This window comes from Actinomadura sp. WMMB 499, from assembly GCF_008824145.1.
Taxonomy (GTDB): Bacteria; Actinomycetota; Actinomycetes; order Streptosporangiales; family Streptosporangiaceae; genus Spirillospora.
The window spans coordinates 5,173,596-5,197,240 of the sequence record NZ_CP044407.1; the positions used below are offsets into that span (position 1 = coordinate 5,173,596).

25 protein-coding genes are annotated in these 23,645 nt (G+C 73.7%); 13 read left to right on the top strand and 12 right to left on the bottom strand.

Going from position 1 to position 23,645, the window contains the following annotated elements:
• The first annotated feature begins 121 nt into the window (after positions 1-121).
• Together purF and purM are read left to right on the top strand one after the other, a co-directional pair.
• Entirely contained in the window at positions 122-1,576 is a 1,455-nt protein-coding gene (gene purF / locus F7P10_RS23000) for an amidophosphoribosyltransferase (RefSeq protein WP_151012111.1), read from the top strand.
• Complete coding sequence (gene purM, locus F7P10_RS23005; RefSeq protein WP_151012113.1) at positions 1,573-2,598, top strand: phosphoribosylformylglycinamidine cyclo-ligase; 1,026 nt, start codon at positions 1,573-1,575, stop codon at positions 2,596-2,598. Before purF ends, purM begins: the two co-directional genes overlap by 4 nt.
• A gap of 176 nt (positions 2,599-2,774) precedes the next feature.
• Here purM and F7P10_RS23010 read toward each other — a convergent pair whose 3' ends face one another.
• Together F7P10_RS23010 and F7P10_RS23015 are read right to left on the bottom strand one after the other, a co-directional pair.
• Positions 2,775-2,981, bottom strand: a complete 207-nt coding sequence (locus tag F7P10_RS23010; protein WP_151018235.1) for a DUF3073 domain-containing protein — start codon at positions 2,979-2,981, stop codon at positions 2,775-2,777.
• A gap of 327 nt (positions 2,982-3,308) precedes the next feature.
• Positions 3,309-4,391, bottom strand: a complete 1,083-nt coding sequence (locus F7P10_RS23015) for a Glu/Leu/Phe/Val dehydrogenase (protein ID WP_151012115.1) — start codon at positions 4,389-4,391, stop codon at positions 3,309-3,311.
• A 124-nt stretch (positions 4,392-4,515) separates the two neighbouring features.
• Between F7P10_RS23015 and F7P10_RS23020 the strand changes: the two genes are divergently transcribed.
• From F7P10_RS23020 to bldC, 3 genes are all read left to right on the top strand, one after another.
• Positions 4,516-5,418, top strand: coding sequence for a hypothetical protein (locus tag F7P10_RS23020; protein ID WP_151012117.1), 903 nt, complete (start codon positions 4,516-4,518; stop codon positions 5,416-5,418).
• Positions 5,419-5,441: 23 nt separating this feature from the next.
• A complete protein-coding gene (locus tag F7P10_RS23025) occupies positions 5,442-5,627 on the top strand; it encodes a hypothetical protein (RefSeq protein ID WP_151012119.1) in 186 nt (61 codons plus the stop codon).
• 99 nt (positions 5,628-5,726) lie between these two features.
• A complete protein-coding gene (gene bldC / locus F7P10_RS23030; protein ID WP_012850682.1) occupies positions 5,727-5,930 on the top strand; it encodes a developmental transcriptional regulator BldC in 204 nt (67 codons plus the stop codon).
• A 365-nt stretch (positions 5,931-6,295) separates the two neighbouring features.
• Here the strand turns inward: bldC and F7P10_RS23035 are convergent, their stop codons facing one another.
• Positions 6,296-7,000, bottom strand: a complete 705-nt coding sequence (locus F7P10_RS23035) for a TetR/AcrR family transcriptional regulator (protein WP_151012121.1) — start codon at positions 6,998-7,000, stop codon at positions 6,296-6,298.
• Positions 7,001-7,274: 274 nt separating this feature from the next.
• Here F7P10_RS23035 and F7P10_RS23040 point away from each other — a divergent pair, with 274 nt between their 5' ends.
• On the top strand, positions 7,275-8,378 hold the full coding sequence (locus tag F7P10_RS23040; RefSeq protein WP_151012123.1) for a LacI family DNA-binding transcriptional regulator: 1,104 nt from the start codon (positions 7,275-7,277) through the stop codon (positions 8,376-8,378).
• 45 nt (positions 8,379-8,423) lie between these two features.
• Here the strand turns inward: F7P10_RS23040 and F7P10_RS23045 are convergent, their stop codons facing one another.
• The 3 genes from F7P10_RS23045 to F7P10_RS23055 are packed head-to-tail and all read right to left on the bottom strand — an operon-like array spanning position 8,424 to position 11,397.
• Complete coding sequence (locus F7P10_RS23045) at positions 8,424-9,095, bottom strand: response regulator transcription factor (RefSeq protein ID WP_151012125.1); 672 nt, start codon at positions 9,093-9,095, stop codon at positions 8,424-8,426.
• Positions 9,092-10,348: a sensor histidine kinase gene (locus F7P10_RS23050; protein WP_151012127.1), complete on the bottom strand. Its 1,257-nt coding sequence runs from the start codon at positions 10,346-10,348 to the stop codon at positions 9,092-9,094. Before F7P10_RS23050 ends, F7P10_RS23045 begins: the two co-directional genes overlap by 4 nt.
• Complete coding sequence (locus F7P10_RS23055; protein WP_151012129.1) at positions 10,345-11,397, bottom strand: DUF418 domain-containing protein; 1,053 nt, start codon at positions 11,395-11,397, stop codon at positions 10,345-10,347. The genes F7P10_RS23050 and F7P10_RS23055 overlap by 4 nt, the downstream gene beginning before the upstream one ends.
• A gap of 318 nt (positions 11,398-11,715) precedes the next feature.
• On the opposite strand from F7P10_RS23055, the gene F7P10_RS23060 reads away from it, so the two are divergent.
• Positions 11,716-11,952: a hypothetical protein gene (locus F7P10_RS23060; protein WP_151012131.1), complete on the top strand. Its 237-nt coding sequence runs from the start codon at positions 11,716-11,718 to the stop codon at positions 11,950-11,952.
• Positions 11,953-12,048: 96 nt separating this feature from the next.
• On the top strand, positions 12,049-12,873 hold the full coding sequence (locus F7P10_RS23065; RefSeq protein ID WP_254715970.1) for an N-acetylmuramoyl-L-alanine amidase: 825 nt from the start codon (positions 12,049-12,051) through the stop codon (positions 12,871-12,873).
• Here F7P10_RS23065 and F7P10_RS23070 read toward each other — a convergent pair.
• Positions 12,861-14,081, bottom strand: coding sequence for an MFS transporter (locus tag F7P10_RS23070; protein WP_218040119.1), 1,221 nt, complete (start codon positions 14,079-14,081; stop codon positions 12,861-12,863). The genes F7P10_RS23065 and F7P10_RS23070 overlap by 13 nt on opposite strands.
• Before the next feature lie 103 nt (positions 14,082-14,184).
• On the opposite strand from F7P10_RS23070, the gene F7P10_RS23075 reads away from it, so the two are divergent.
• Positions 14,185-14,541, top strand: a complete 357-nt coding sequence (locus F7P10_RS23075; RefSeq protein ID WP_218040120.1) for a helix-turn-helix transcriptional regulator — start codon at positions 14,185-14,187, stop codon at positions 14,539-14,541.
• 49 nt (positions 14,542-14,590) lie between these two features.
• Complete coding sequence (locus tag F7P10_RS23080; protein WP_151012135.1) at positions 14,591-16,051, top strand: class I SAM-dependent methyltransferase; 1,461 nt, start codon at positions 14,591-14,593, stop codon at positions 16,049-16,051.
• Positions 16,052-16,060: 9 nt separating this feature from the next.
• Here F7P10_RS23080 and F7P10_RS23085 read toward each other — a convergent pair whose 3' ends face one another.
• Positions 16,061-17,131, bottom strand: coding sequence for a quinone-dependent dihydroorotate dehydrogenase (locus tag F7P10_RS23085; protein WP_151012137.1), 1,071 nt, complete (start codon positions 17,129-17,131; stop codon positions 16,061-16,063).
• Between the two features lie 237 nt (positions 17,132-17,368).
• Between F7P10_RS23085 and F7P10_RS23090 the strand changes: the two genes are divergently transcribed.
• On the top strand, positions 17,369-17,563 hold the full coding sequence (locus F7P10_RS23090; RefSeq protein WP_151012139.1) for a DUF6243 family protein: 195 nt from the start codon (positions 17,369-17,371) through the stop codon (positions 17,561-17,563).
• Between the two features lie 78 nt (positions 17,564-17,641).
• Here F7P10_RS23090 and F7P10_RS23095 read toward each other — a convergent pair whose 3' ends face one another.
• Entirely contained in the window at positions 17,642-18,460 is an 819-nt protein-coding gene (locus F7P10_RS23095; protein ID WP_151012141.1) for a hypothetical protein, read from the bottom strand.
• Between the two features lie 385 nt (positions 18,461-18,845).
• On the opposite strand from F7P10_RS23095, the gene F7P10_RS23100 reads away from it, so the two are divergent.
• Positions 18,846-19,538 carry a hypothetical protein gene (locus F7P10_RS23100; protein ID WP_151012143.1) on the top strand — a complete coding sequence of 231 codons (693 nt, stop codon included), beginning with the start codon at positions 18,846-18,848 and terminating at the stop codon, positions 19,536-19,538.
• A gap of 22 nt (positions 19,539-19,560) precedes the next feature.
• Positions 19,561-20,259 carry a class I SAM-dependent methyltransferase gene (locus F7P10_RS23105; RefSeq protein WP_151012145.1) on the top strand — a complete coding sequence of 233 codons (699 nt, stop codon included), beginning with the start codon at positions 19,561-19,563 and terminating at the stop codon, positions 20,257-20,259.
• On the opposite strand, the gene F7P10_RS23110 is transcribed toward F7P10_RS23105, so the two are convergent.
• Genes F7P10_RS23110 through hisD form a run of 3 tightly spaced genes read right to left on the bottom strand, consistent with a single transcriptional unit; the run spans position 20,253 to position 23,635 of the window.
• Positions 20,253-21,065: a nitrilase-related carbon-nitrogen hydrolase gene (locus F7P10_RS23110; RefSeq protein ID WP_151012147.1), complete on the bottom strand. Its 813-nt coding sequence runs from the start codon at positions 21,063-21,065 to the stop codon at positions 20,253-20,255. The two genes, F7P10_RS23105 and F7P10_RS23110, sit on opposite strands and share 7 nt — an antisense overlap.
• A 14-nt stretch (positions 21,066-21,079) precedes the next feature.
• Complete coding sequence (locus F7P10_RS23115; protein WP_218040121.1) at positions 21,080-22,315, bottom strand: ester cyclase; 1,236 nt, start codon at positions 22,313-22,315, stop codon at positions 21,080-21,082.
• A 3-nt stretch (positions 22,316-22,318) separates the two neighbouring features.
• Positions 22,319-23,635: a histidinol dehydrogenase gene (gene hisD / locus F7P10_RS23120; protein ID WP_151012149.1), complete on the bottom strand. Its 1,317-nt coding sequence runs from the start codon at positions 23,633-23,635 to the stop codon at positions 22,319-22,321.
• Between the last annotated feature and the right edge of the window lie 10 nt (positions 23,636-23,645).

Consider the following 23,645-nt stretch of genomic DNA (forward strand, 5'->3'; position numbering starts at 1 on the left):
CCTCCTCTCTCGTGCCATACATTTCCGTGCGGTCCCTGAAGCCCGTGGTTGCGGGGGGTAAAGGTCTTTTAAGGAGATCCACCGATACGAGCAGGTGAACGTGGCATCTACACTGGCGGGCGTGCCTCTCCGTGATGGACGTCTGAGCCACGACATCGATCCCACCGACCGCCCCCCGCAGGACGCCTGCGGGGTGTTCGGCGTCTGGGTCCCCGAGGACCAGGCGACCAAGGCGGAAGTGAGCAAGCTCACATATTACGGTCTGTACGCGCTCCAGCACCGCGGGCAAGAATCCGCGGGCATCGCCGTGAGCGACGGTGCCCGTATCGTCGTCTTCAAGGACATGGGCCTCGTCGCCCAGGTCTTCGACGAGTCGGTGCTGAACACGCTGCGCGGCCACATCGCCGTCGGCCACTGCCGGTACTCCACGACGGGCTCGCCCACGTGGGAGAACGCGCAGCCGACGTTCCGTCCCACCGACGCGGGCGGGCTCGCGCTCGTCCACAACGGCAACCTGATCAACACCCGGGAACTCGCCGAGGACCTCGCCCCGGGGACGCTGACCGCCACCACCGACACCGAGGTCCTGACCGCCCTGCTGTGCGCCCGCGGGGGCGACCCCCTGGAGGCCGCGCGGCACGTCCTGCCCGCCGCTCGCGGCGCGTACTCGCTGGTCTTCATGGACGAGGGCACCCTCTACGCCGCCCGCGACCCCGAAGGCATCCGGCCGCTCGTCCTCGGCTCCCTGGAGGGCCACGGCGGCTGGGTCGTGGCGTCGGAGACGGCCGGCCTCGACATCGTCGGCGCCCGCTTCGTCCGGGAGATCGAGCCCGGCGAGATGATCGCGGTCGGCGGGGACGGCGTCCGCTCCGAGCGGTTCGCCGAGGCCCGCCCCAAGGGCTGCCTGTTCGAGTACGTGTACCTCGCCCGCCCGGACACCGCCATCGCCGGGCGCAGCGTCCAGGCCACCCGCGTGGAGGTGGGCCGCCGGCTGGCCCGCGAGCACCCGGTCGAGGCCGACATGGTCATCCCCACGCCCGAGTCCGGCACCCCGGCGGCGATCGGCTACGCCGAGGCGTCCGGCATCCCCTACGGGCAGGGGCTCGTCAAGAACTCCTACGTCGGACGGACGTTCATCCAGCCGTCCCAGACGATCCGGCAGCTCGGCATCCGGCTGAAGCTGAACCCGCTGCGCGAGGCGATCGAGGGCAAGCGGCTCGTCGTCGTCGACGACTCGATCGTCCGCGGCAACACCCAGCGCGCGATCGTCGCGATGCTGCGGGACGCGGGCGCCCTCGAGGTGCACGTCCGCATCTCCAGCCCCCCGGTCGCGTGGCCCTGCTTCTACGGCATCGACTTCGCCACCCGCGCCGAGCTGATCGCCGGGAACCTCTCGGTGGAGGGGATCCGCGACTCCATCGGCGCCGACTCGCTCGGGTTCATCTCCCTCGACGAGCTGATCTCCGCCTCGCAGATCGCCAAGGACCGGCTCTGCCGCGCCTGCTTCGACGGCGTGTACCCCATCGAGGTCGAGCGGGACGAGCGCGGCAAGCACCTGCTGGAGGCCGGTCGATGACCTCCTACGAGGCCGCCGGCGTCGACATCGCCGCCGGCGAGCGCGCCGTCGAGCTGATGAAGGCGCGGGTGGCGCGCTCCCGCCGTCCCGAGGTCGTGGACGACGCCAGCGGCTTCGCCGGGCTGTTCGACGCCTCGGCCCTCCGGCGCTACGAGCGGCCGCTGCTCGCCACCTCCACCGACGGCGTCGGCACCAAGGTCGACCTCGCCCGCCGCCTCGGGATCTACGACACCGTCGGGCACGACCTCGTCGGCATGGTCATCGACGACCTCGCCGTGTGCGGGGCCGAACCGCTGTTCATGACCGACTACATCGCCTGCGGCAAGGTCGTCCCCGAGCGGATCGCCGACATCGTCGGCGGCATCGCCGACGCGTGCGCCCTCGCGGGCTGCGCGCTCGTCGGCGGCGAGACCGCCGAGCACCCCGGCCTCCTCGGGCCCGACGAGTTCGACATCGCGGGCGCCGGCACGGGCGTCGTGGAGGCCGGCGATGTCCTCGGGCCCGAGCGCGTGCGCGCGGGCGACGCCGTCATCGCGATGGCCTCGTCCGGGGTGCACTCGAACGGCTACTCGCTCGTCCGGCACATCCTGGCCACGACGGACCTCACACTCGAGTCCCGCCCGGCCGACCTGGACCGGACGCTGGGGGAGGAACTCCTCACCCCCACCCGTATCTACGCGAAGGACTGCCTCGCCCTCACGGCCGCCGGAGGCGTCCACGCGTTCGCGCACATCACCGGAGGCGGCCTGGCCGCGAACCTGGCCCGCTCCCTGCCCGCGAACGTGGACGCCGTCCTGGACCGGGCGTCGTGGGAGGTCCCGCCGCTGTTCCGGGTGCTCCGGACGCACGGCGGCGTGGCGGAGCCCGAGATGGACAAGACGTTCAACCTCGGCGTCGGCATGGCCGCGATCGTCGCCCCCGATGCGGCGGACGCCGCCCTGCGGCTCCTCGCCGAACGCGGCGTCCCGTCCTGGATCCTCGGCGAGACCACCGAGGGGACGGGCCGGGCCGTCTTCGGCTGAGCGCCCGCCTCGTCGCCCTCGCCGACCTCGCCCACGGGTTCCGGACGTCACGCCCGGCGTTACGCCCGGAGTGAACGCGACCTGTCGCGGTCAGGGCTCACGGTGAAGGCGGCGGAACATAAACGACCGCCACGGCCGACACCGGGGTGCAGGCCGTGGCGGTCGTTCACGACGCGTCAGCCGGAGGAGTCGTCCTTGCGGTCCTCCGAGCCGTAGTCGTCGGCGTAATCGGCGTACTTCTCGGCGAGCTCGTCATAGGAGTCGTCGCCGGAGTCATTGACTCCGAGTTCGCTCTTCAGGCGGTCGAGGTCCGTGCCGCCGCTGTTGTACTTGAGCTGGCGGGCAACCTTCACCTGCTTGGCCTTGGCTCGGCCGCGACCCATTGGCTCGACCCCCTCGATGGTCAGGGCTTCTGTGGGCCCATCAACGCGCGCGTGTACCACACGAACCGATGCCTGATGAGCCATGCGTCAGTCACGGATACAACCGTACCCGTTTTGCGCCCGGCTCGGTACTTCGGCGGTACGTGGCGGCGCCCTTGTTCCGGGAACTCCAGTGTATCCGGTAGGTGCCGGTGGACCGACTTGACGCCATGTGACCGCCCGTTCCACCGGACCGAACGGAACGTCAAGCGCCCGAAAGGCCGCCGCGGGACGCGTGCGCGGAGGCGCACGGCGGCTCACGACGGCCGGCCGGGAGATCGTCCGGGATCAGACGAGAATGCCGCGCAGGCGGCCGATCTCGGACATCCGGCGCTCGGCGAGCCGGTCGGCGGCGACCGCGGGCGGGACGCCCTCGTCCGCGGCCAGCTCGAAGATCTTGCGGGTGGTGCCGTAGATGCCGGACGCCCGCGCCTTGGCCCGCTCGAAGTCGAACCCGGCGACCTCGTCAGCGACCTGGATCACACCGCCCGAATTCACCACGTAGTCGGGCGCGTACAGGATGTTCCGGTCGGCGAGGCTCTTCTCCACGCCGGTGTGCGCGAGCTGGTTGTTGGCCCCGCCGCAGACGACGCGGGCGCCGAGCACCGGCACGGTGTCGTCGTTCAGCGACCCGCCGAGCGCGCACGGCGCGTAGACGTCCAGGTCGGCGCGGACCATCGCGTCGCGGTCCGCGACGACCTCCACCTCCGGGTGCAGCGCGGTGACCCGCTCGACGGCGGCCCCGCTGACGTCGCAGACCACCACGTCGGCGCCGTCCTCGCGCAGGTGCTCGACCAGCCGGCGGCCGACCTTCCCGACGCCCTCCACGCCGACCCGCCGCCCGCGCAGCGTCGGCGTGCCCCACGCCGTCTCGGCGGCGGCGCGCATCCCCTGGAAGACCCCGTACGCGGTCAGGATGGACGAGTCGCCCGCACCGCCGTGCGCGACCGTCCGCCCCGTCACGTACGCGCACTCGCGGGCGACGAGGTCCATGTCCTCGCTGAAGGTGCCGACGTCGCACGCCGTGTAGTAGCGGCCGCCGAGGGACTGGACGAACCGTCCGTAGGCCCGCAGGAGCGCCTCGGTCTTGTCCCGGACGGGGTCGCCGATGATGACGGCCTTGCCCCCGCCGTGGTCGAGCCCGGCCAGGGCGTTCTTGTACGCCATGCCCCGGGAGAGGTTCAGCACGTCGGCGAGCGCGTCCTCCTCCGACCCGTACGGGTAGAAGCGGGTGCCGCCCAGCGACGGCCCCAGTGCGGTGGAGTAGATCGCGATGATGGCGCGCAGGCCGCTGGCCTCGTCCTGGCAGAAGACGACCTGCTCGTGTCGGGGTTCCGAGCCCTTGTGGGGCGACCCGAAGACATTAGGCACGGTAGTGCCCTCCTTCCTGTCCACGATCAGCCTAGGGCGCGCCGAGCCCCATCGGGAGGTAACGCCGCGGCCGCGCCGGGCTGTCGCCGCGACCGCCGGGCCCGTCTCGTGCCACGATGCGTTCGTGTTTCCGTACGCCGCGTACTTACGGGTATACGAACCGGTGACCGCCTTCCAGGAACCGGCGCGGACGTTGTGGACGGCCTACGCCGAGTCCAGGCGGCGCCCGCGCCGGATCCGCGCGCTCGGCGTCGAGCATCGCGACGCGGCCCACCGGCTGGCCGCCGCCCCGCTCGAGGTCGTCCCGGACCGGGAGAGCCGCGACGCCTACGTGCGGCGCCTCGACGACATGATCTACGTGTGCCCGTGGGAGACGCGGTTGCGCTCGTGGATCGCGTTCGAGCGGTTCCGGGACGAGCAGCCGCTGGGGGTCGCGTCCGCGTTCGTCCCGCCGCCGCAGGCCGAGCGCATCGCGCAGGCCTTCGAGCGCTGGAAGCGCGCCGGCCGTCCGCTGCGTCCGCACATCCTGACGAGCACCTGGCACGTCCCGCTCGACTGGTTCGTGCCGTTCGTCCGGACCGAGCGGTCCCTCACCCTGGGTGTCCCCGAACCGGACGACCCCGCGTGCGATCACGCCGCGCAGGGGCCCGCGACGGCCGCGCCCGCGCGCACACTGCTCTACGTCACGTCGATGGGCGAGGCCCGCCGCCGCGTGGATCACGCGCTGCCGGTCGTCCGGGAGAACCTGGGGGACGGCTCGGGCGATGTGTACCTGCTCTCTGCCGGACGCCTGGAGACGCTCTCCCGCTGGCTCGCGGAGTTCCACCCGCGAGCACTCGTCGAGCTCGACTACGGCGGTCTCGTCCACCTGCTGGACGACGAGGCCCTGCGGGCGGACGAGTCGGTCGCGGAGATGTCGGTGGCGCTGACCGGGATGCAGCGGGGCGAGGTGGAGCTGACCGTCGCGATGTACAAGCGGCTCCTGGCGCGCTGGCGGCCCGTCCGGGCCCTGGAATCGGCCAACTGACGGGTGTCACGGATGCCGGTCCCGTGGACGTACTGAACAAAATTCCCGAATCCGCGCGCGATACGACTATACGTGTCGCTAGAATCACGCTGCGTGACCCGATGTTCATCACCGATGCGCGGCTCGCGGCGTTCGTGGGGTTGTTCGCCCGCAACGTACGCCAGGAACTTGCTTGTTGCGCTCAGTGGTGGCAAGGTAACACGTTGTGATGTCATAGTGGCTCTTTCGGGCCATAGGGGACATCAGTGACCGCGCGAGGATCAATCGCAGGATCGCTGTCATCGGTCCATGGAGGAGAGGCCGCAAACATGTCAGCACGTACGCCAGAAGCCGAGCCCCTGCTGACGCCGGCGGAGGTGGCGACGATGTTCCGCGTCGACCCCAAGACCGTCACGCGCTGGGCGAAGGCGGGCAAGCTCACGTCCATCCGGACGCTCGGGGGGCACCGGCGCTACCGGGAGGCGGAGGTCCGGGCGCTGCTGGCGGGAATCCCGCAGCAGCGCTCGGAGTAGCCGCTCCGGCCGGCGCGCCCCGCATCGGCACGCCGGACGAAAACACAAGGGGGGCCGCGGAGGGCCCGGGACCACGGTCATCCGAGAATCGCGGTCCCGGACGCTCACGGTTCGGCCGGACGTCCCGCTCGCCATCCCGCGGGCGGGACTCCGGTGTTTCCCCGCGCACGTGTCTCCCGCGCAAGGCCGTGGCCGGTTGTGGTCACCGGTGTCCCGGTGGTCACACGCGCCCCGCGGCCCGCGCCCGTCCCGCGCGGACCGTCCGTCCCGCGTCAGATCGCGCGCGAGCCGGGCCGCGCCGGGCCGTCCGCGAGTCAGGGGCGCGAGTCAGATGCGCGTCCCGGCGGGGCGTTCCGGCGGTGCGTTCAGCGGGATGCCTGCCCCCCGGTCAGCTCCTCGTTCGCCAGGCGGTCGAACAGGGCCCCGGTGCCGGGGTCGTGCCGTCCCGCCACATGCAGCATGACGACCAGGTGGTCGACGAGGAGCCGTTCGAGGTCCGCGCGGGCGACGTCGCGGTTCTCCAGCCAGTCCAGGCCCGCGGTCTCGACGGCCGCCATCCACGAGCGCAGCGTGATGCGCAGCGTCGGCTCCGGCACGTCCACCGCCAGCGAGTGCAGGATCCGCGACAGCAGCAGCTGGCGGATCCCGTCGACGATCTCGCCGACCTCGCCCGACCGGTCGGCCGGACCGCCCCGCAGCAGGGCCGTGTAGCCCGCCGCGTGGCTCTCCACGAAGTCGAAGTAGCGCTCCAGCGAGACCCGCAGCCGCTCCAGCGGCTTGCCCTCGGCCGGGGGCTCCAGCAGCACCGACAGCTGCTTCGCCGCGCTGCCGAGCGCCGCGATGTACAGCTCGTACTTCCCGCCGAAGTAGTGGTAGACGAGCGCGCGGGACGCCCCCGCGGCGGCCGCGACGTCGTCGATCGAGACGTCCTCGGGCGATTTCGTGCTGAACAGCTGCAGGGCCGCCTCGATCAGTTCCTCACGTCGTTCGTCCACGCTGAGCCTGCGACGTCCCTGCCCGCCGCGCTGCCGGCTCCGCGCCTTCTCACCGGTCACCGCACGTTCTGTCACCTGCGCAGGGTATCCGAGCCCCGCGCCGGGGGCGCCGCACCGGCGCCGCGGCGGGGCGGCCCGTCACCGGGCCGTGATCCGCTCCGGACCCGACTGTGATCCGGGACACCACCGACCCGAACCCGGTTTGGCGGATGACCGTTACTCCCTGTTGCGACGGTTTGTGGGGAAGCCAAGGCATCATGGGCTCTCCTCCCGCGCGGAGGAGGCGCGCCCGCCGCTCCCTGAGGCGCGCCGGGACGGCAGGTCCTGCACGCCCCCTGGACGGAGTGCCATGTCAGCTGGTGAAGGAAACCCCCCGCACAAGACGCAGGAGGACATCGCGGTGCCCCGGCCGCGCCTGCCCGCCTCCGCCGCGCACGACGAGGGGAGGGCCGTGCCCGCGCCGAAGCCGACGATCCGCAACGTCGCCGAGCGGGCCGGGGTCTCCAAGTCCCTCGTCTCCCTGGTGATGCGCGGCTCCCCGCACGTCAGCGAGCGCCGCAGGCAGGCCGTCCTGCAGGCGGCGCGCGAACTCGGGTACCGGCCGAACGCCGTGGCCCGCAGCCTGGTCGAGGGACGGACGCGGCTGATCGGGGCGATCGTCGCCGACCTGCACAACCCGTTCTTCGCGGAGTTCCTGGACGGCCTGCAGGAGAGCCTGCACGGCGCCGGGCTCCGGATGCTGGTGGGCAGCGGCCGCTGGGACCCGATGTTCGAGGCCGAGGCGGTGGAGGCGTTCCTGGAGATGCGGGTGGACGGCCTCGTCCTGCTCAGCGTCGTCCCCGAGTCGCTGAAGGACGCGGCGGCGAGCGTCCCGGTCGTGGTCGTCGGAGAGCGCGACGTCGCGGGCGTCGACATCGTCGTGGACGACGACGAGCTGGGCGCGGGCCTCGCCGTCGACCACCTCGTCGGGCTCGGGCACCGGCGCATCGCCCACATCGAGGGCAGCCGCTCGACCGCCGCGCGCTACCGGCGCACCGGCTACGAGAAGGCGATGCGGCGGCACGGCCTCGCGGGCGAGGTCGCCGTGCAGCCGGGCGACTTCACCGAGGAGGGCGGCTACCGCGCCGCCCGCGAGCTGCTGCGCCGCGAGCCCCGCCCCACCGCGATCTTCGCGCCCAACGACCTGGTCGCGACGGGGGCGCTGTCGGCCGCGGTGGAACTGGACCTGCGGGTGCCCGCCGACCTGTCGGTCATCGGCTACGACAACACCCACCTCGCGGCGATCCGGCACATCTCGCTGACGAGCGTCGACCAGCCGCGCCGGGACATGGGCCGGCTGGCGGCCGAACTGCTCACCACCCGCATCGAGGACCCGTCCCGCGCGGCCCGGCAGAACTTCGTCGTCCCGCACCTGGTCGTCCGCTCCACGACGGGCCCGGCCCCGGTCGACTGACCGGCGGGCCGGCGGGCCGGCCGGGCGGGCCGCGGGGCGGCGGCGTCACGGGGTCTCGCCGGGCTCGACCATCCCGTGCTCGTAGGCCCAGATGACGGCGTGCACGCGGTCCCGGCAGTCGATCTTGGCCAGCAGCCGCGCCACATGGGTCTTGACCGTCGAGACGCTGAGGAACAGGGTGTCGGCGATCTCGGCGTTGGACAGGCCCCGGCTGATCAGCAGCAGCATGTCCCGCTCCCGGGCGGTGAGGTCGGGCAGCGGGCCCGCTTCCGGCCGGGACGCGCGGGAGGTGCGGGCGAACTCCCCGATCAGCCGGCGGGTGACGGCCGGGGCGAGGAGGCCCTGACCGGAGACCACGACCCGCACGGCCTGGACCAGGTCGTCCGGTTCGATGTCCTTGAGCAGGAAGCCGCAGGCCCCGCCGCGCAGCGCGGCGAAGACGTACTCGTCCAGGTCGAACGTGGTGACGATCAGGACGGCGAGCGGGTCGGCGACGTCCGGCCCGGCGAGCCGCTCGGTCGCGGCGATGCCGTCGAGCACGGGCATCCGCACGTCCATCAGCACGAGGTCGGGCCGGTCCCGCCGGGCGAGCCGGACGGCGTCCGCGCCGTCCGCCGCCTCCCCGGTGATCTCGATGTCGGGTTCGGCCTCCAGGATCGTGCGGAACCCGGCCCGGACGACGGCCTGGTCGTCGGCGATCAGCACCCGGACCGTCACCGCGTCCCCGCCCGCTCCGCGGGGAAGGTCGCGGTGACCTCCCAGCCGCCGCCGGGACGCGGGCCGGTGCGCAACTCCCCGCCGGCGTGCTGGACGCGTTCGCGCATCCCGAGCAGCCCGTGGCCGCGCCCGGGATCGGCCGCGGCCGGGCCGGGGGGACCGGGGACCCGGTCGGGCTCGGCGTTGCGGACGGTGACGCGCAGCGCGGCGTCGCCGAACTCGGCCGCCACGGTGACGGGCGCGCCCGGGGCGTGCTCCCCGGCGTTGGCCAGGGCCTCCTGGACGAGCCGGGAGACCGCCAGTTCGACGGTCACCGGGAGACGGCGCGGCTCGCCCGTCGTGCGGAACTCGACCGCCAGCCCGGTGTCGCGGGAGCGCCGGACGACCTCCTCCAGCCGGGCCGGGACCGGCTGCGGCGCCGGGAGACCGTCCGTCCGCCGGTCCGCCCGCTCGTGCTCGCGGATGAGGCCCACCATCGTCCGCAGGGCGGTGAGGGTGTCGCGGCCCTGCGCCCGGATGGAGCGCAGCGTGGCCCGCACGGCCTCCGGGTCGCGGTCCAGGAGCCGGTCGGCCGCGCCCGCCTGGACGACGATCGCCGACAGGTCGTGCGCGGCGATGTCGTGCAGCTCGCGGGCGATCCTCGCGCGTTCCTCGGCGACCGCGGCCGCGGCGCGCTCCTCGCGGTCGCGTTCGATCCGGGCCGCGGCCTCGGCGCGGTGGACGCGGCGGGTGCGGACCGTCAGACCCGCCACCGCGGGCAGCAGGTACGCGGCGGTGACCCCGGTCGCCATCGTCCAGGCGTCCCGGGGCGGCCCGCCCCAGAAGGCGGCCAGCCCGTCCACCGAGCCGCCCCCGGCCACGGCGGCGAGCCCGCCCGCCAGGTGGGCGGTGGCGGCGGCGCCGAGGACGGTCGCGGCCCGGGGCCAGGGCATCCGGGCGGCGACCGTGTAGGCGCAGAACAGGATCCCGAGACCGATCAGCGCGGGCCGCACGGGGAGCGCGGTGGTCGCCAGCGGCGCCGCCGTCGCCACGGCCAGGGCGGCCACCGGACGGCTCCGGCGCACCGCGATGGCCAGCAGGTCGGCGCAGGCGAGCAGGAAGGCGAGCGTGATCGCCCAGTCCGGTTCCGCCGGGTGCAGCGCCAGGACGTGCGGTATCCGCGCGAGGTTGGCCACCACCAGGACGGCGGCGACGAGGGCGTCGCCCCGCGCCGTCCAGCGGAGTGCGACTCCGCGGACTCCCCGTCCTGTCATGCCGCCCCGAGCTCCCTCCGAGCGCGGATCGGAAGCCGGCGCCAGTAGGTGACGCACCGCCACGCCCATTCCAGCGGACCGTAGCGGAACGCCCGGAGCCACAGGTTACTGAACAGCGCCTGGGCCGCCAGAATGCCGAGCCCGAGCAGCGCCGCCGCCGTCCACTCCGCCGAGTCCCGCAGGTCCAGCGCCGCGCCGATCGGCACGAACAGCAGTGCCGCGGTGACGTAGTTGGTCAGCGCCATGCGTCCCATCGGGCCGAGGACCCACGCCGGCACGAACCCGGCGGGGGTCCGGAGCGCCAGCAGGAAGAGCGCCGCGTAGCCGGTGGCCATCGACAGGGAGAACGCCAGCCCGAGCCGGATCTGGGCGATGTCGGGCAGGTCCATCGAGATGAGCGCCCAGGCCGCCGTTCCGGTCGCGGCCGCACCGAGCGCGGTCGCCGCCAGCGCCCGCGCCGAACGCGGCAGGCTCGCGTGCACGCCCAGGTCCGCGAGTGCGAACCCCAGCACGAACAGCCCCGGTAGCAGGCCGAGACCCCCGACCCCGGCCAGCACGCCGAGCACGGTCAGTGCGCCGCCGCTCACGGCCAGCGCCCGTCCCCGCACGTAGCTGAACGGGATGAGCACCAGCACTCCGGTCACGGCGAAGGGCAGCAGCACCTCGCCGGGCTGGATCAGGTGGAGCAGCGCCCCGGCGACCCCCAGCGCGGCGAACCTGCGCAGCAGCAGCGACCGGGGCCGGGCCGCGCGCCGCTGCGCCGACCGCAGGAAGATGCCGAACCCGATGCCGAACAGCAGGAAGAAGATCGGATAGAAGCGGCCCAGGAAGAGAACGCGCAGGACGTCCGGCAGCTGCCCGGCGTTGTCGAACATCTCCAGGGTCTGCGGAATGTTGATGAAGATGATTCCGCAGAGCGCGAGGCCGCGCAGGGCGTCGAGTTCGGCGATCCGCCGGCCCGCGCGGACCGGCGCGGCCGCGGTCCCGGACGGCTTCTCCGGTTCCGTCTCCGGCTGTCTGCGGGAGGTCTGGGAGGTCTGGGAGGTCATGCGAGCCATGCTCGTCCGGTTCGCTCCACGGCGCGTCGGCCGCGGGGACCGTCCCGGTTCGGTCGCAGGGCCCAACGCGCGTGCCTTGGGCGAGGGGCTCGGCCGTTCCCCTTCTTGGTGTGCGGCGGGTAAGGGACGGACCAAAAGTGCGGCATCCGGCGTACCGCGGCCCGTCCCCCGGTGGTTAATGGACTCCACCGTTCGGCGGGCAGGGGAATGCCGGCCCGGACGGCCCCGGCCGGGCGCCGCGCGGCCGTCCGGGCCGGACCGGCGCGCGGAGCGGGCACGGGAGGGTCGTGACGATCGGGGGATTCAGCCGTGCGTGATCCGGAGTTGGTGTCGTGCGCGCAGCACGCCGCGGGCGAGCTGGAACGGGCCTGGACGCGGTGGAAGCACGCGCGGGGGCTCGCAGAGCAGGTTTCGGAGTCGGTGGCGAGTTATGTGGCTCACTCCATCGACCATCCGTGGGGACGCCCGCGCGTGGTGCTGGGCCTTAATGCGGAGGAGGCGCGGGCGCTCGCGGCCCTGCTCGGCCGGGAAGATCCTTTGAACTGATCGGGAATGCCGTTCGCCGTGAACCTCGTTTGACGAACTCGATGCCACGTGCAGACTGGCATCCCGATAACGAACCAATCACGGAGGAATCGGCCTGTGCGCATCAAACGAGGCGGCCCTGTTGTCGCCGGTCTCGCGCTGAGCCTCGGCGCCGTCGCCGCTTGCGGCACGGGCGGCGGGTCCGGGGACGCGGCGCAGCCTCCGACGGCCGGAGCGACGTCCCCGGCGGGCGCCGAGCAGCAGCGTTCCGCGCCGTCCGAGGCTTCCCCCCTGGACGGCAAGGTGATCGTCATCGACCCCGGGCACAACGGCGGCAACGCCGACGCCCCGGCGGAGATCAACAAGCAGGTCAAGATCGGCAACGGCAGCAAGGCCTGCGACACCACCGGCACCAGCACGGACGACGGCTACACCGAGCACGCGTTCAACTGGGACGTCTCGAAGCGGCTGGAGAAGGCGCTGGAGGCCGAGGGCGCCGAGGTGACGCTCACCCGCGACAACGACGAGGGCGTCGGCCCGTGCATCACCGAGCGCGCCGCGATCGCCAACGAGCTGAAGGCGGACGCGTCCCTGTCGGTGCACGCGGACGGCACGTCGGCGTCCGGGCACGGCTTCCACATCATCGCCCCCAAGGCCATAGAGCGGAACGCCGAGATGGCGCCCGCGTCGCGCGAGCTGGGCACCGCCCTGCGCGACGCCTACAAGGACGGCACCGGCATCCCCTACTCGAACTACCTGGGGAAGCAGGGCATGGACTTCCGTGACGACCTCGGCGGGCTGAACATGTCGACCGTCCCGAAGGTCTTCCTCGAGGCGGGCAACATGCGCAACCCGGGCGACGCGGCGAAGATGACGGACGCGAAGTTCCGCGAGCGCATCGCCACGTCCCTCGCGCAGGGTTTCGAGACCTACTTCTCCTGAGCGAGGACGAACGCGCCGCCGCCGAGCGCGCACGCGCCGAGCACGGCGCCGAACACGGTGGCGCCGCCGGTCAGGCCGACGGCGTCACCGAGGTATCCGGCGGCGACCGGCAGCAGGCCGGCGGGCACGTAGCCGCCGAGGTTGAACGCGGCGTTCGCCTCCGCCAGCCGCCCCGGCGGCACGGACGCGTTCAGCAGCGACAGCCCGGCGAACTGCCCGAGCCCCTGCCCGGCACCGGCGAGGACGGCCGCGGCGAGCAGCGCCCCGACCGAGTCCGCCCGCACGGCGGCCACCAGCGACGCCATGGCGATCGCGGTGGCCGCCGCGCCCGTCGCGAGGATCGTCCGCCGGGCCAGTTTCCGGACGGCGAACTGCACCCCGGTCGCGGCGGCGAACATCGCGAAGGCCGTCCCGCCCGCGACCATCCGGTTCCCGGTGTGCAGCAGGCCGGACAGCAGCGACGGGCCGAGTGAGAGCACGAACGACGTCGCGGTGATGCCGGGCGCGAACACCGCGACGCCGAGGGCGAGGCGGCGCCCGTCCCCGCGCGGGACCCGCGGCACCCGGACGAACCCGCGCGCGCCCGGCGCGGGACGCCGTCCCGCCGGCATCCGCACCACCACGGCGACCGCGGCCGCGAGCAGGACGGCCTCGACGGCGAACACGGTCCGCGCGGGGGCGGGCAGCGTCTCGGAGAGCACCCCGGCCAGCAGGGGGCCGAGCCCGGCGCCGAGCACCATCGCCGTGGAGGCGAGCAGCGCCGCGAGCCGGGCGCGCGGCGGGCCCGCGACGTCCGTCACGGCCGCCATCCCCGCCGACACGATCGCGCCGACGGCGACGCCGGTGAGCAGCCGGGCGCCCATCAGCGCGGCGACGGACGGCGCGGCGGCGAACACCCCGCACGCGACGAGCGCGAGCCCGAGCGCGGGGAGCAGCACGGGTCTGCGGCCGAACCGGTCGGACAGGACGCCCGACACCAGCAGCGAGCCGAGCAGCCCGGCGATGTAGCACGCGAAGATCACCGTGAGCGTGCCGCCGGAGAACCCGAGCTCCCGCTGCCACAGCACGTACAGCGGCGTCGCCGCGTTCGACAGCGCGAACACGGCCGTCACCGGCCACGCCGCGAGCCACACCCACCGCATCGGCGCCTCCGCCGGCGCCCCCGCCGGTTCCTCCAGCGCCTCCCGCGCCCGGACCGTTTCCGGCATGACGACCTCCGATCTCAGTACGAATAAATTCGTACTTGTACGAACGGAGTCGAACTTAGCAGGCTGTACGATCAGACTCGTACTGATGGTGAGGAGGCCGTCCATGACCGACATCAAGGTGCTGCCGGAACCCGCCGGCCTGCCGTCCCCGCTCCCGGAGCCGGACGTCGCGGACCTGCGCCTCCCCGCGGTCCTCGGCGCGCTGAGCGATCCGCTGCGGCTCCGGATCGTCCGCAAGCTCCTCCTCGACCGCGAGGACTTCGACCACCCCTGCGGCTGGTTCGGCATCGACCGCCCCAAGTCGTCGCTCACGCACCACTTCAAGGCGCTGCGCGAGGCGGGCGTCATCCGGCAGCGCCAGTACGGCCTCGAACGCCGCAGCGAGGTCCGCATCGCCGATCTCGACGACCGCTTCCCCGGCCTCCTGCGCCTCGTTGCGTCCTGGACGCCGGACGACTGACCGTCCGTGCCGGGCCCGTGGCGGCGGCGGGAGGGGGCAGGATGGGGGGATGCCCGATCTCGCCGTGCCGCTGAGCCGTGTCCGTGACGTCTTCCTGGAAGCCGGGTACACCGTCGCCGGTGTGCGCGGGCTGCTGGGGCCGGTGGCGGGCGGGGCGCTGGCGCGGGACGAGATCGTGCCGGCGCTGCGGGCGACCGGGGGCGGGTCGCCGCTGGAGGTCCTGACCCGGCTGTTCTGGTTGCAGGTGCCGGTCCCCTCGGACGGGACGGCGGACGGGACGACGGACGAGCTCGTCCGCGCGGGTCTCGCGGAGGCGTCGGGCGGCGAGGTCCGCGGGCGGTTCCACATCGAGCCGCTGGAGGCGGTCGGCGGGGACGGGCACGCCGGGTACGCCGTGTCGGACCGCAAGGTGCGTCCCGGGGACGGGGTTCCGGCGCCCGATCACGTGGTCGGTGCGGGCGGCGCGTCGGGGAGTCTCGCGCGGCTGGTTGTCCACAGGCCTGTGGATAACGTGCTCGATGTCGGCACGGGATGCGGCGTGCAGGCGGTGCATCTGGGGGCGCGCGGGCAGGCGCGCCGGATCACCGCGACGGACGTGAACGCGCGGGCGCTCGAACTGGCGGGGATGAGCTTCGAGCTGTCCGGGACGGCGGGTGTCGAGCGGCTGGAGGGGCCGCTGTTCGAGCCCGTCCGGGGGCGGCGGTTCGACCTGATCGTGTCGAATCCGCCGTTCGTCGTCGCGCCGCCCGGCGACCGGCGGTTCACCTACCGCGAGTCCGGAATGCCGGGCGACGACTTCTGCAGGCGGCTCGTCACGCAAGCGCCCGATCTGCTGACCGACGGCGGATATTGCCAGCTCCTGGCCAACTGGCTGCACGTGGACGGGGTGCCGTGGGACGAGCGCGTCGGCGGCTGGGCGGAGGAGTCGGGGTGCGCGGCATGGGTCGTGCAGCGCGACGTCCAGGACCCGGCGGAGTACGCGGAACTGTGGCTGCGGGACTCGTGCGAGGCGGGGACGCCCGAGTACCGCGCGCGGTACGAGGCGTGGCTCGACCACTTCGAGCGGCACGGGGTGACGGGCGTCGGGTTCGGGTGGATCACGCTCCGGAAGGGCGCGGGGCCGGTGCGGGTCGAGGAGCTGCGGCACGCGGTCGAGGAGCCCGCGGGCGCCTACGTGGACGAGGTGCTCGACGGGTTCCGGAAGGGCGCCGAGTTTTCCACAGCCTGTGGAGAACCGCTCCGCGCGGCGGACGGCTTGGTACAGGAGCAGATCGGCCCGCCCGGCGCCGAGGACCCGGAACGGATCGTCCTGCGGCAGACCGGACGGCTGCGGCGCGCGGCCGGCGTAGGGACGGTCGAGGCCGGGCTCGCGGGCGTCTGCGACGGCACGCTGCCCCTCGAACCGCTCCTGGACGCGATCGCCCGCCTGACCGGGATGGACGAGGCCGCCGTGCGCGCCCACGCGGACGCCGTCCTGCCGGAGCTGATCGCGGACGGCTTCTTCCGCTGAGCGCGGCCGTCAGCCGCGCGCGTCCGTGATGGTCGCGAAGGCGCTGCCGCGCAGCCGCCGGGACAGGTCGCGCTGGACGCGCCGCGCCCACAGCGGCCCGCCGTAGATCATCCCGGTGTAGCCCTGGACGAGCGTGGCGCCCGCGCGCACCCGCTCCCACACGTCGTCGGCGGTCTCGACGCCGCCGACCGAGACGAGGACGAGCCGGTCCCCGGCGCGGGCGCGGAGGCGGCGCAGCACCTCGACCGAGCGGCCCTTGAGCGGCGCGCCGGACAGCCCGCCGGCCTCGGCGACGAGCGCCGGGTCGCTGCGCAGCCCGTCCCGGCCGATGGTGGTGTTGGTGGCGATGATCCCGTCCAGCCCGAGGTCGAGGGCGAGGTCGGCGACGGCGTCGACGTCGTCGTCCGCGAGGTCCGGCGCGATCTTGACGAGCAGCGGGACGTGCCGGGCGGCGGCGCCGTCGGCGGCCTCGCGCACGGCGCCCAGCAGCGGGCGCAGGACCTCGACGGCCTGGAGGTTCCGCAGGCCGGGCGTGTTGGGCGAGCTGACGTTGACGACGAGGTAGTCGGCGAACGGCGCGAGCCGCCGGGCGCTCGCGACGTAGTCGGCGGCGGCCTCGTCCTCCGGGACGGCCTTCGTCTTGCCGATGTTGACCCCGACGATCGTGGCCGCGGCGCGCCCGCGCAGCCGGTCCGCGGCGGCCTCCGACCCCGCGTTGTTGAAGCCCATCCGGTTGACGACCGCCCGGTCGAGCGGGAGCCGGAACAGCCGGGGGCGCGGGTTGCCCGGCTGCGGGCGCCCGGTCACCGTGCCGATCTCGACGTGCCCGAACCCGAAGGCGCCGAGCGCCTCGTAGGCGACGGCGTCCTTGTCGAACCCGGCGGCGAGACCGAGCGGGCTCGGGAAGTCGAGCCCGAACGCGCGGACGGCCAGGGCGGGGTCGCGCGGGGCCAGCAGGCGGCGCAGCAGCGGAGCGAGCCCCGGCACGGACCGGATCGCCCGCAGTGCCCGCATCGTCAGATGGTGCACGGTCTCGGCCGGGACGCGGGCGATGACCAGTGCGAACAGGAGTCGGTACATCGCCGGTAAGTATCCCAGGAAAATCCCTTCGACGATCCGGCGCCCTCCCGCATAACCTGGCGGCATGCTCATGAATGGCATCGCCACCGCATGGTGGCCCTTCCCGCAGCGGGTGTACCGCCCCCGCCCCGCCGACATGTCCGGACGGGACGTGCTCGGCGGCTGACACCCGCCGGTGCTCCCCGTGGCCGGGCGTGCTGGGATCCTGCAGTACACGAGAACCACGGGAGTGACCACATGGCCAAGGGCCGCAACAACATGCTGGGCGTAGGCGGCCAGCGCAAGAACATGTCGCGGCGCGACCTGCGCGGCGACGCGGCGCGGGCGTCCGGCAACGCCGACGAGCAGGCCGCCCGCAAGCGGGAGCTGCTCGCGAAGATGCGGGAACGCAACGAGCGGAGCTCCACGGAGGCCGACAAGAACGAAGAGTAGAGAACGCGCGCCGGTCCCGGCTCCGGGACCGGCGCGTCCGCTTCGCGCCCTTCGTCCCCTTCGTCCCCCTCGCGCCGCCTACGCTCCGCGGAACATGCGCCGGAGCTGGAGCCGGACGTCCCGCAACGCCTGCCGGACGGCCCGGTAGGGGATGCCCACGACGACGTCCCACACGGCGGCGATGCCGCGCCCGACGGGCCGCAGCACGTTCCTCCACAGCCATGTGCAGGGGATCGCGACGAAGATCCGCCACAGCCACGCCAGGAACCGGGCGGCGTACCCCCACGGCGTGACGACCAGATTTCTCCACGCCCAGGCGAGGCCGCGGCCGATGCCCATGAACATCTTGCCGAGCAGCACCAGCGGCGGGTAAAGGACGTACTTCCACAGGAACACGGCCGGGATCGCGATCAGCACGGTCAGGAGCCACACGAGCGGCCGCCACAGCACCAGGTCGAGCAGCCACCCGATCCACCGCAGCACCGCGGCGATCCCGTGCCCGAGCGGGGTCAGCAGGGCCCGGTAGATCCACCGCGCGGGGACGACGAGCAGGAAGTGCAGCGTCACCGCCAGCGCGCGCCCGACCGGTGCGAGGACGTACGTGTAGAGCACGTTCCAGAGACCGCCGAACATCCGGGCGAGGCCCTTGCCGATCCACCGGATCAGGTCGTAGGCCAGCCGGAACGGCAGGACGATGACGAACGCGATCGCCCGCAGCGGGACGACGAGCCACGCGGGCCCCGCCGGTTCCCGCGGTTCCGGCCGCTCGTCCGTCCAGTCCCGGCGGGCGAAGAGGGCCCCTTGCGGGTCGGGGGCGGCTCGCTCGCCGGTCTCCGCGGGCGCGTCGACCCGTTTCCTGGCCGTGTCCACCCGGTCGGCGGGGTCGCCACTGGTCACGATCTTCTCCCTCCGGCCCGAGCGGTGTGGGCGCGTCACGTGATCAGACCCGCCAGGGACTCGCACGGTTTCACCCGATTCCAGCCGGGTTCCGGCGTTCACCGTACGCCGTCCGGGGCCGGAACGCGGTCGCGGGCCGGTTCGAGGCCGAAAATTTTTCCGGCGAATGATCGCGTCAAGTGTCGCCGTGCCAGGTGGCGAACTGGAATATGTCCGCTAATGCGGCGGCACCTACCAGCACCTTTCTCCGGTGCTCCGGCGGCCAGATCCACATGTGCTCCGTGCCGTTCCGCCGGATGGCCGGATGCCACCTGGCAGTCTGCTTTCGACGCCCCGGAAAGCCCCTGGGAAAGGGCGGATCCGCATGTCATCCTACGTTTGGGAAGTGGGGGAGGAACAGGAGGAGGGCGCCATGGGGATGCCCGCACTGCCGTTGCCGTCCAGGAAACCGTTCCGATTCTTCAGCGTGCCGAAGTCGGCCTCCGGCGGCGCGTCCGTCCGTTCCATGCAGCCGCGGCTGATGTTCGGGGTCGACATCGAGAACTTCAGCGGGCGCGCCTCGGGAATGCAGGAGGACGCGCAGTGGAACCTCGCGCAGGTGCTGAATCGCGCGGCCCTCGCCACGGGCATCGATCCGCGCCGCTGGTTGCTGCAGCCGGGCGGGGACGGCGCCCTGATCGTCCTGCCTGAGGGGCTCGACTACGCCCGCACCGTCGGCCGGCTCCCCGCGAACCTCGAACGGGAACTCGCGCGGATCGCGCGGCTCGGGCGTCCGGGGCCCCGGCTGCGGCTGCGGCTCGCCTTCCACTACGGCGTCATCGTGACGCACCCGGTGTCGCCGTTCGGCCCGGCCGGGGACGCCGTGGTACAGGTCCGCCGGCTGGTCGACGCCGATCCGGTGCGCCGGCTGCTCGATGAGCGGCCCGGCCGCGACCTGGCGCTGATCGTCTCCGACGCCATCTACCGGGACGTCGTCGCCAGCGGCCTGTGCGAGCTGTCGGGCGCCGACTTCCGCCGCGTCGACTTGACGATCAAGAAGCGCGACTACCACGGCCACCTGCACGAACCGTCCGGTTGATCTTGTCTGGGAGAATCGGCGGATGTACGAACGCTTCGCGCGCGAGTACGCCGCGCACGCAGAGTCCAGCCCGTACAACGCCTACTACGACCGTCCGGCGGTGCTCGGGCTCGCGGGCGACGTCGCGGGCGCGACGGTGTTCGACGCGGCGTGCGGCCCCGGCCTCTACGCGGCCGAACTCCTGGACCGGGGCGCGCGCGTCCTCGGCTGCGACGCCAGCCCGACGTTCGTCGAGCTGGCCCGGGAGCGGACGGGCGGGCGCGCCGACCTGCGCGTGCACGACCTCGCCGAGCCGCTGGCCTGGGTCCCGGACGGCTCGGTGGACCTCGTCGTCCTCGCCCTCGCCGTCCACTACCTGGACGATCCCGTCGCGCTGCTGCGCGAGTGCCGCCGGATCCTGCGGCCGGCGGGCGCGGTCGTCCTGTCCACCGAGCACCCGGCGACGACGTGGCAGCGGCTCGGCGGCTCGTACTTCGCCGTCGAGCCGGTCGAGGAGTCGCTCAGCCCGACGCGCGACTGGCCGGTGCGGTCGTGGCGGCGGCCGCTCACCGACCTGACCGCCGCGTTCCGCCGCGCCGGGTTCCTCATCGAGGAGCTGCTCGAACCGCGCCCCGTCCCGGAGATGGCCGAGCACTACCCCGACGATCACCGGCGCCTCGCGACGTTCCCGGCGTTCGTCGCGTTCCGCCTCGTCCCGGACCCCCGGACCGGCGCTCAGTAGAGCTCGGGGCGCCGGTCGCGCAGCAGGTCGTTGCGGGGGCTCGCGGTCTTGTCCGCCGCGTCCGCGAGGTCGACGTCGGCGACCGCGACCCCGGAACGCGTGCCGGCCTCGGCGAGCGGCCAGCCGTCCGCGCCGACGATCACGGTGCCGCCCGTCCACCGGACGCCGCGCTCGTCGCCCGTCCGGTCGCAGCAGGCGACGAACATCCGGCTGGCGCGCGCGGCGGCCATCGCGAGCACCGCCTCGGGCGGCCGCTCGCCCGCCGGGCGGTCCACCAGCGGCCAGTTCACCGGCGCCGCGACGAGCCGCGCGCCGCCGCGCGCGAGGGCGCGCGGCATCTCCGGGAACTCCAGGTCGTAGCAGATCAGGACACCGATCGGCCCGGCCGTCGTGGCGACGACCGGGGCCGGGCGGTCGCCGGGCGTGAAGACGGTCTTCTCGGCGTCCCACAGGTGCGTCTTGCGGTAGACGGCGGCGACCGCGCCCCGGTCGACGACGGCGGCGCTGTTGTACAGGCGCCCGTCCGGTCCCCGCTCGCAGAACCCGCCGACCACCACGCGGCCGCTCGCGGGGCCGCCCGCCGCGTCCGCCCACGCCGCGAACACCGGATCGGCCGGGGTGACGGCGGCATCCGCCGCCTCGGCGGCGGAGGCGAACACGTACCCGGACGTCACCAGCTCGGGCAGCACGATGACGTGCGCCCCGCGCGCGGCGGCGTCCCGGACCGCGGCGACCGACCGCGCCCGGTTGCCGGCCGGGTCGCCGACGACCGGCGCGACCTGCGCGCACACGATCCGGGTCACCATGATCGGGCCGCCGGTCAGGCCGGGTCGTCGCGCAGGAGCTGGGCGAGGACGTCGAACTCGTTGAACAGTGTCCACTCCTCCACGATCCGGCCGCCGGAGAAGTACAGCTGCGAGATGCCCCAGAGGTGGACGCGGCGTCCGGTCGGGCGCCCGTACAGGCCGTGCCCCCGGTGGGTGCCCGCCGCCGTCCACCGGACGGACGCCGCGTACCCGTCGCGGTCGTTGCCCATCCAGTACACCTCGTCGACCTGCATCCCCAGGTCGGGGAACGTGGCGAGCAGGTTCCGCGCCATCGCGCGCACGTCCGCGCGCCCGTACCCGGACCGGTTCGACGTCCCGTGCCAGCGGACGTTCGGCGCGTACGCGCGGTCGATCGCGCTGAGGTCGCGCCGGTTGTAGGTGTCGTGGAACAGGGCGCGGACGGTGTGCTCCAGATCGAACCCGGCGCGCGGGTCGGCCGCCGGGTACGGCCGCGGGCGGCGGCCGCCGATCAGCCGCTCGACCTCGGTGACGCCGCGCTCGCCGAACGGCGCGGTGCCGCCCTCGTTGCCGTAGGTCCGGGCGGCCTCCCGCACGTCGACGCCGAGCTGCGCCAGCTTCGAGGCGGTGTTGTAGAGGACCCACTCCTCGTAGATCTCGTTCTCCCGGACGACGCAGTTCGCGATCACCCAGGTCTCGAGGCGGCGCCCGGTCGGCGGGCCCCAGCGCCACGGGCCGGTGTGGTGCCCGATGTTGATCGCGCGGTGCGAGGTGACGAACCCCTGGTCCTCGTCCCCGGCCCAGATCACGTCGTCGGCGTAGTGCCGCACGTCGGGGAAGGCGTTGATCCCCTGGATCGTTCCGCCGACGAGCTGCTCGACGCCGTACTTGAAGCCGGTGTCGTCGTAGAGGCGGCAGCCGGGGCTGTAGGTGTCGTAGATGTAGCCGACGTCCTGGTCCTCCCAGATGCGGTGGGTGATCCGCACGATGTAGTCGACGATGTCGGTGTAGGCGTCCTCGAACCCGCGCATCGGCTGCCTGCGCGCCCCGTGCACGGTGCCGGGGACGTCCGCGCCGTGGCCCGGCCGGACCGAGATCGCGAAGTCGGACGGCATGGTCCGCCGGACGGGCGCGGACATCGCGACCGCTGCCCCCGGCGCCCGGTCCGCCCCCGGGGCGCCGGGCGCGCCGCCGGTGCCGCCGTCGCCGTTCTGCTCGTCGCGGTGCTCGTCGTCCGCCATGTACGTCAGCCTCTCTTCTCGTTCGTGCACGGTTCAGCGGTAGCGGGCGAGCCGGAGCGTCGCGGTGGCGCCGTGTGCGGCCATACCCTCGTACGCGGAGATCACCTCGACCGGCTCGGCCAGCAGCGGGGTCGCCTCGCGCGCCGCGCGCTGGTAGGTCAGCGGCTTGAGGAACCGCGACACCGACAGCCCGGCGCTGTGCCGCGCGCCGCCCGCCGTCGGCAGCACGTGGTTGGTGCCCGCCATGCCCTTGTCGGAGTACGCGACGGTGCTCCACGGCCCGAGGAACGCCGACCCGTAGTTGTGTAGGGCGTCCAGGTACCGGTCGTCGTCGGCGGTGAGGATCTCCAGGTGCTCGGGCGCGAGGTCGTCCATCAGCGCCACGGCGGTCGCCTCGTCGGCGGCCCAGGTCACCGAGCCGTAGTCGCGCCAGGCGGGCCCGGCGATGTCGCTGGTCTTGAGGTCGGCGAGCTGCGCCTCGGCGGCCGCGACGACGGCCTCGCCGAGCCGCTCGGACGTCGTGACGAGCGCGGCCGGCGACTCGGTGCCGTGCTCGGCCTGCCCGAGCAGGTCGGCGGCGACCAGCTCGGCGTCGGCGGTGTCGTCGGCGAGCACCGCGACCTCGGACGGCCCGGCGAGCAGGTCGATCGCGACGGTGCCGAACAGCTGCCGCTTGGCCTCCGCGACGTAGGCGTTGCCGGGACCGACGAGCATGTCGACCGGCTGCTCGCCGAGCAGCCCGAACGCCATTGCGGCGAGCGCCTGGACGCCGCCGAGCACGAACACGCGGTCGGCGCCCGACAGGTGCGCCGCGTACAGGACGGCCGGGTCGGCGCTGCCGTCCGGACGCGGCGGCGTGCAGGCCACGACCGTCCCGACGCCCGCCGCCTTCGCGACGCCGACCGTCATGCAGGCCCCGGCGAGCAGCGGGAACCGGCCCGCGGGCAGGTACGCGCCGACGCGCTGGATCGGCACGTACCGCTGCCCGGCGATCAGGCCGGGCGCCAGCTCGGTCTCGAAGTCGGTCAGCCGGGCGCGCTGCTCGCGGGCGAACGCGGCGGTCCGCTCGACGCCGAGCGCGAGGGCGTCGCGCAGCTCGGGCGACAGGGCGTCGCCGCTGCGGGCCAGGTCGGCGGCGGGGATCTCGACGTCCGGGCGGTCCCAGCCGTCCAGCTCCCGCGCGTACCGCAGGACGGCGTCCATGCCGCCGGCCTCGATGCCGGCGAGCATCCCCGAGACGCGCTCGGCGACGGCAGGGTCGGTCTGCGCGGCCGGACGCGTGGAGCCCGGAGCCTTCAGGATCCGGTAGGACCCCTCGAGCTCGGCGAGCCGGGCGGGGGAGAAACGCATGATGCAACCT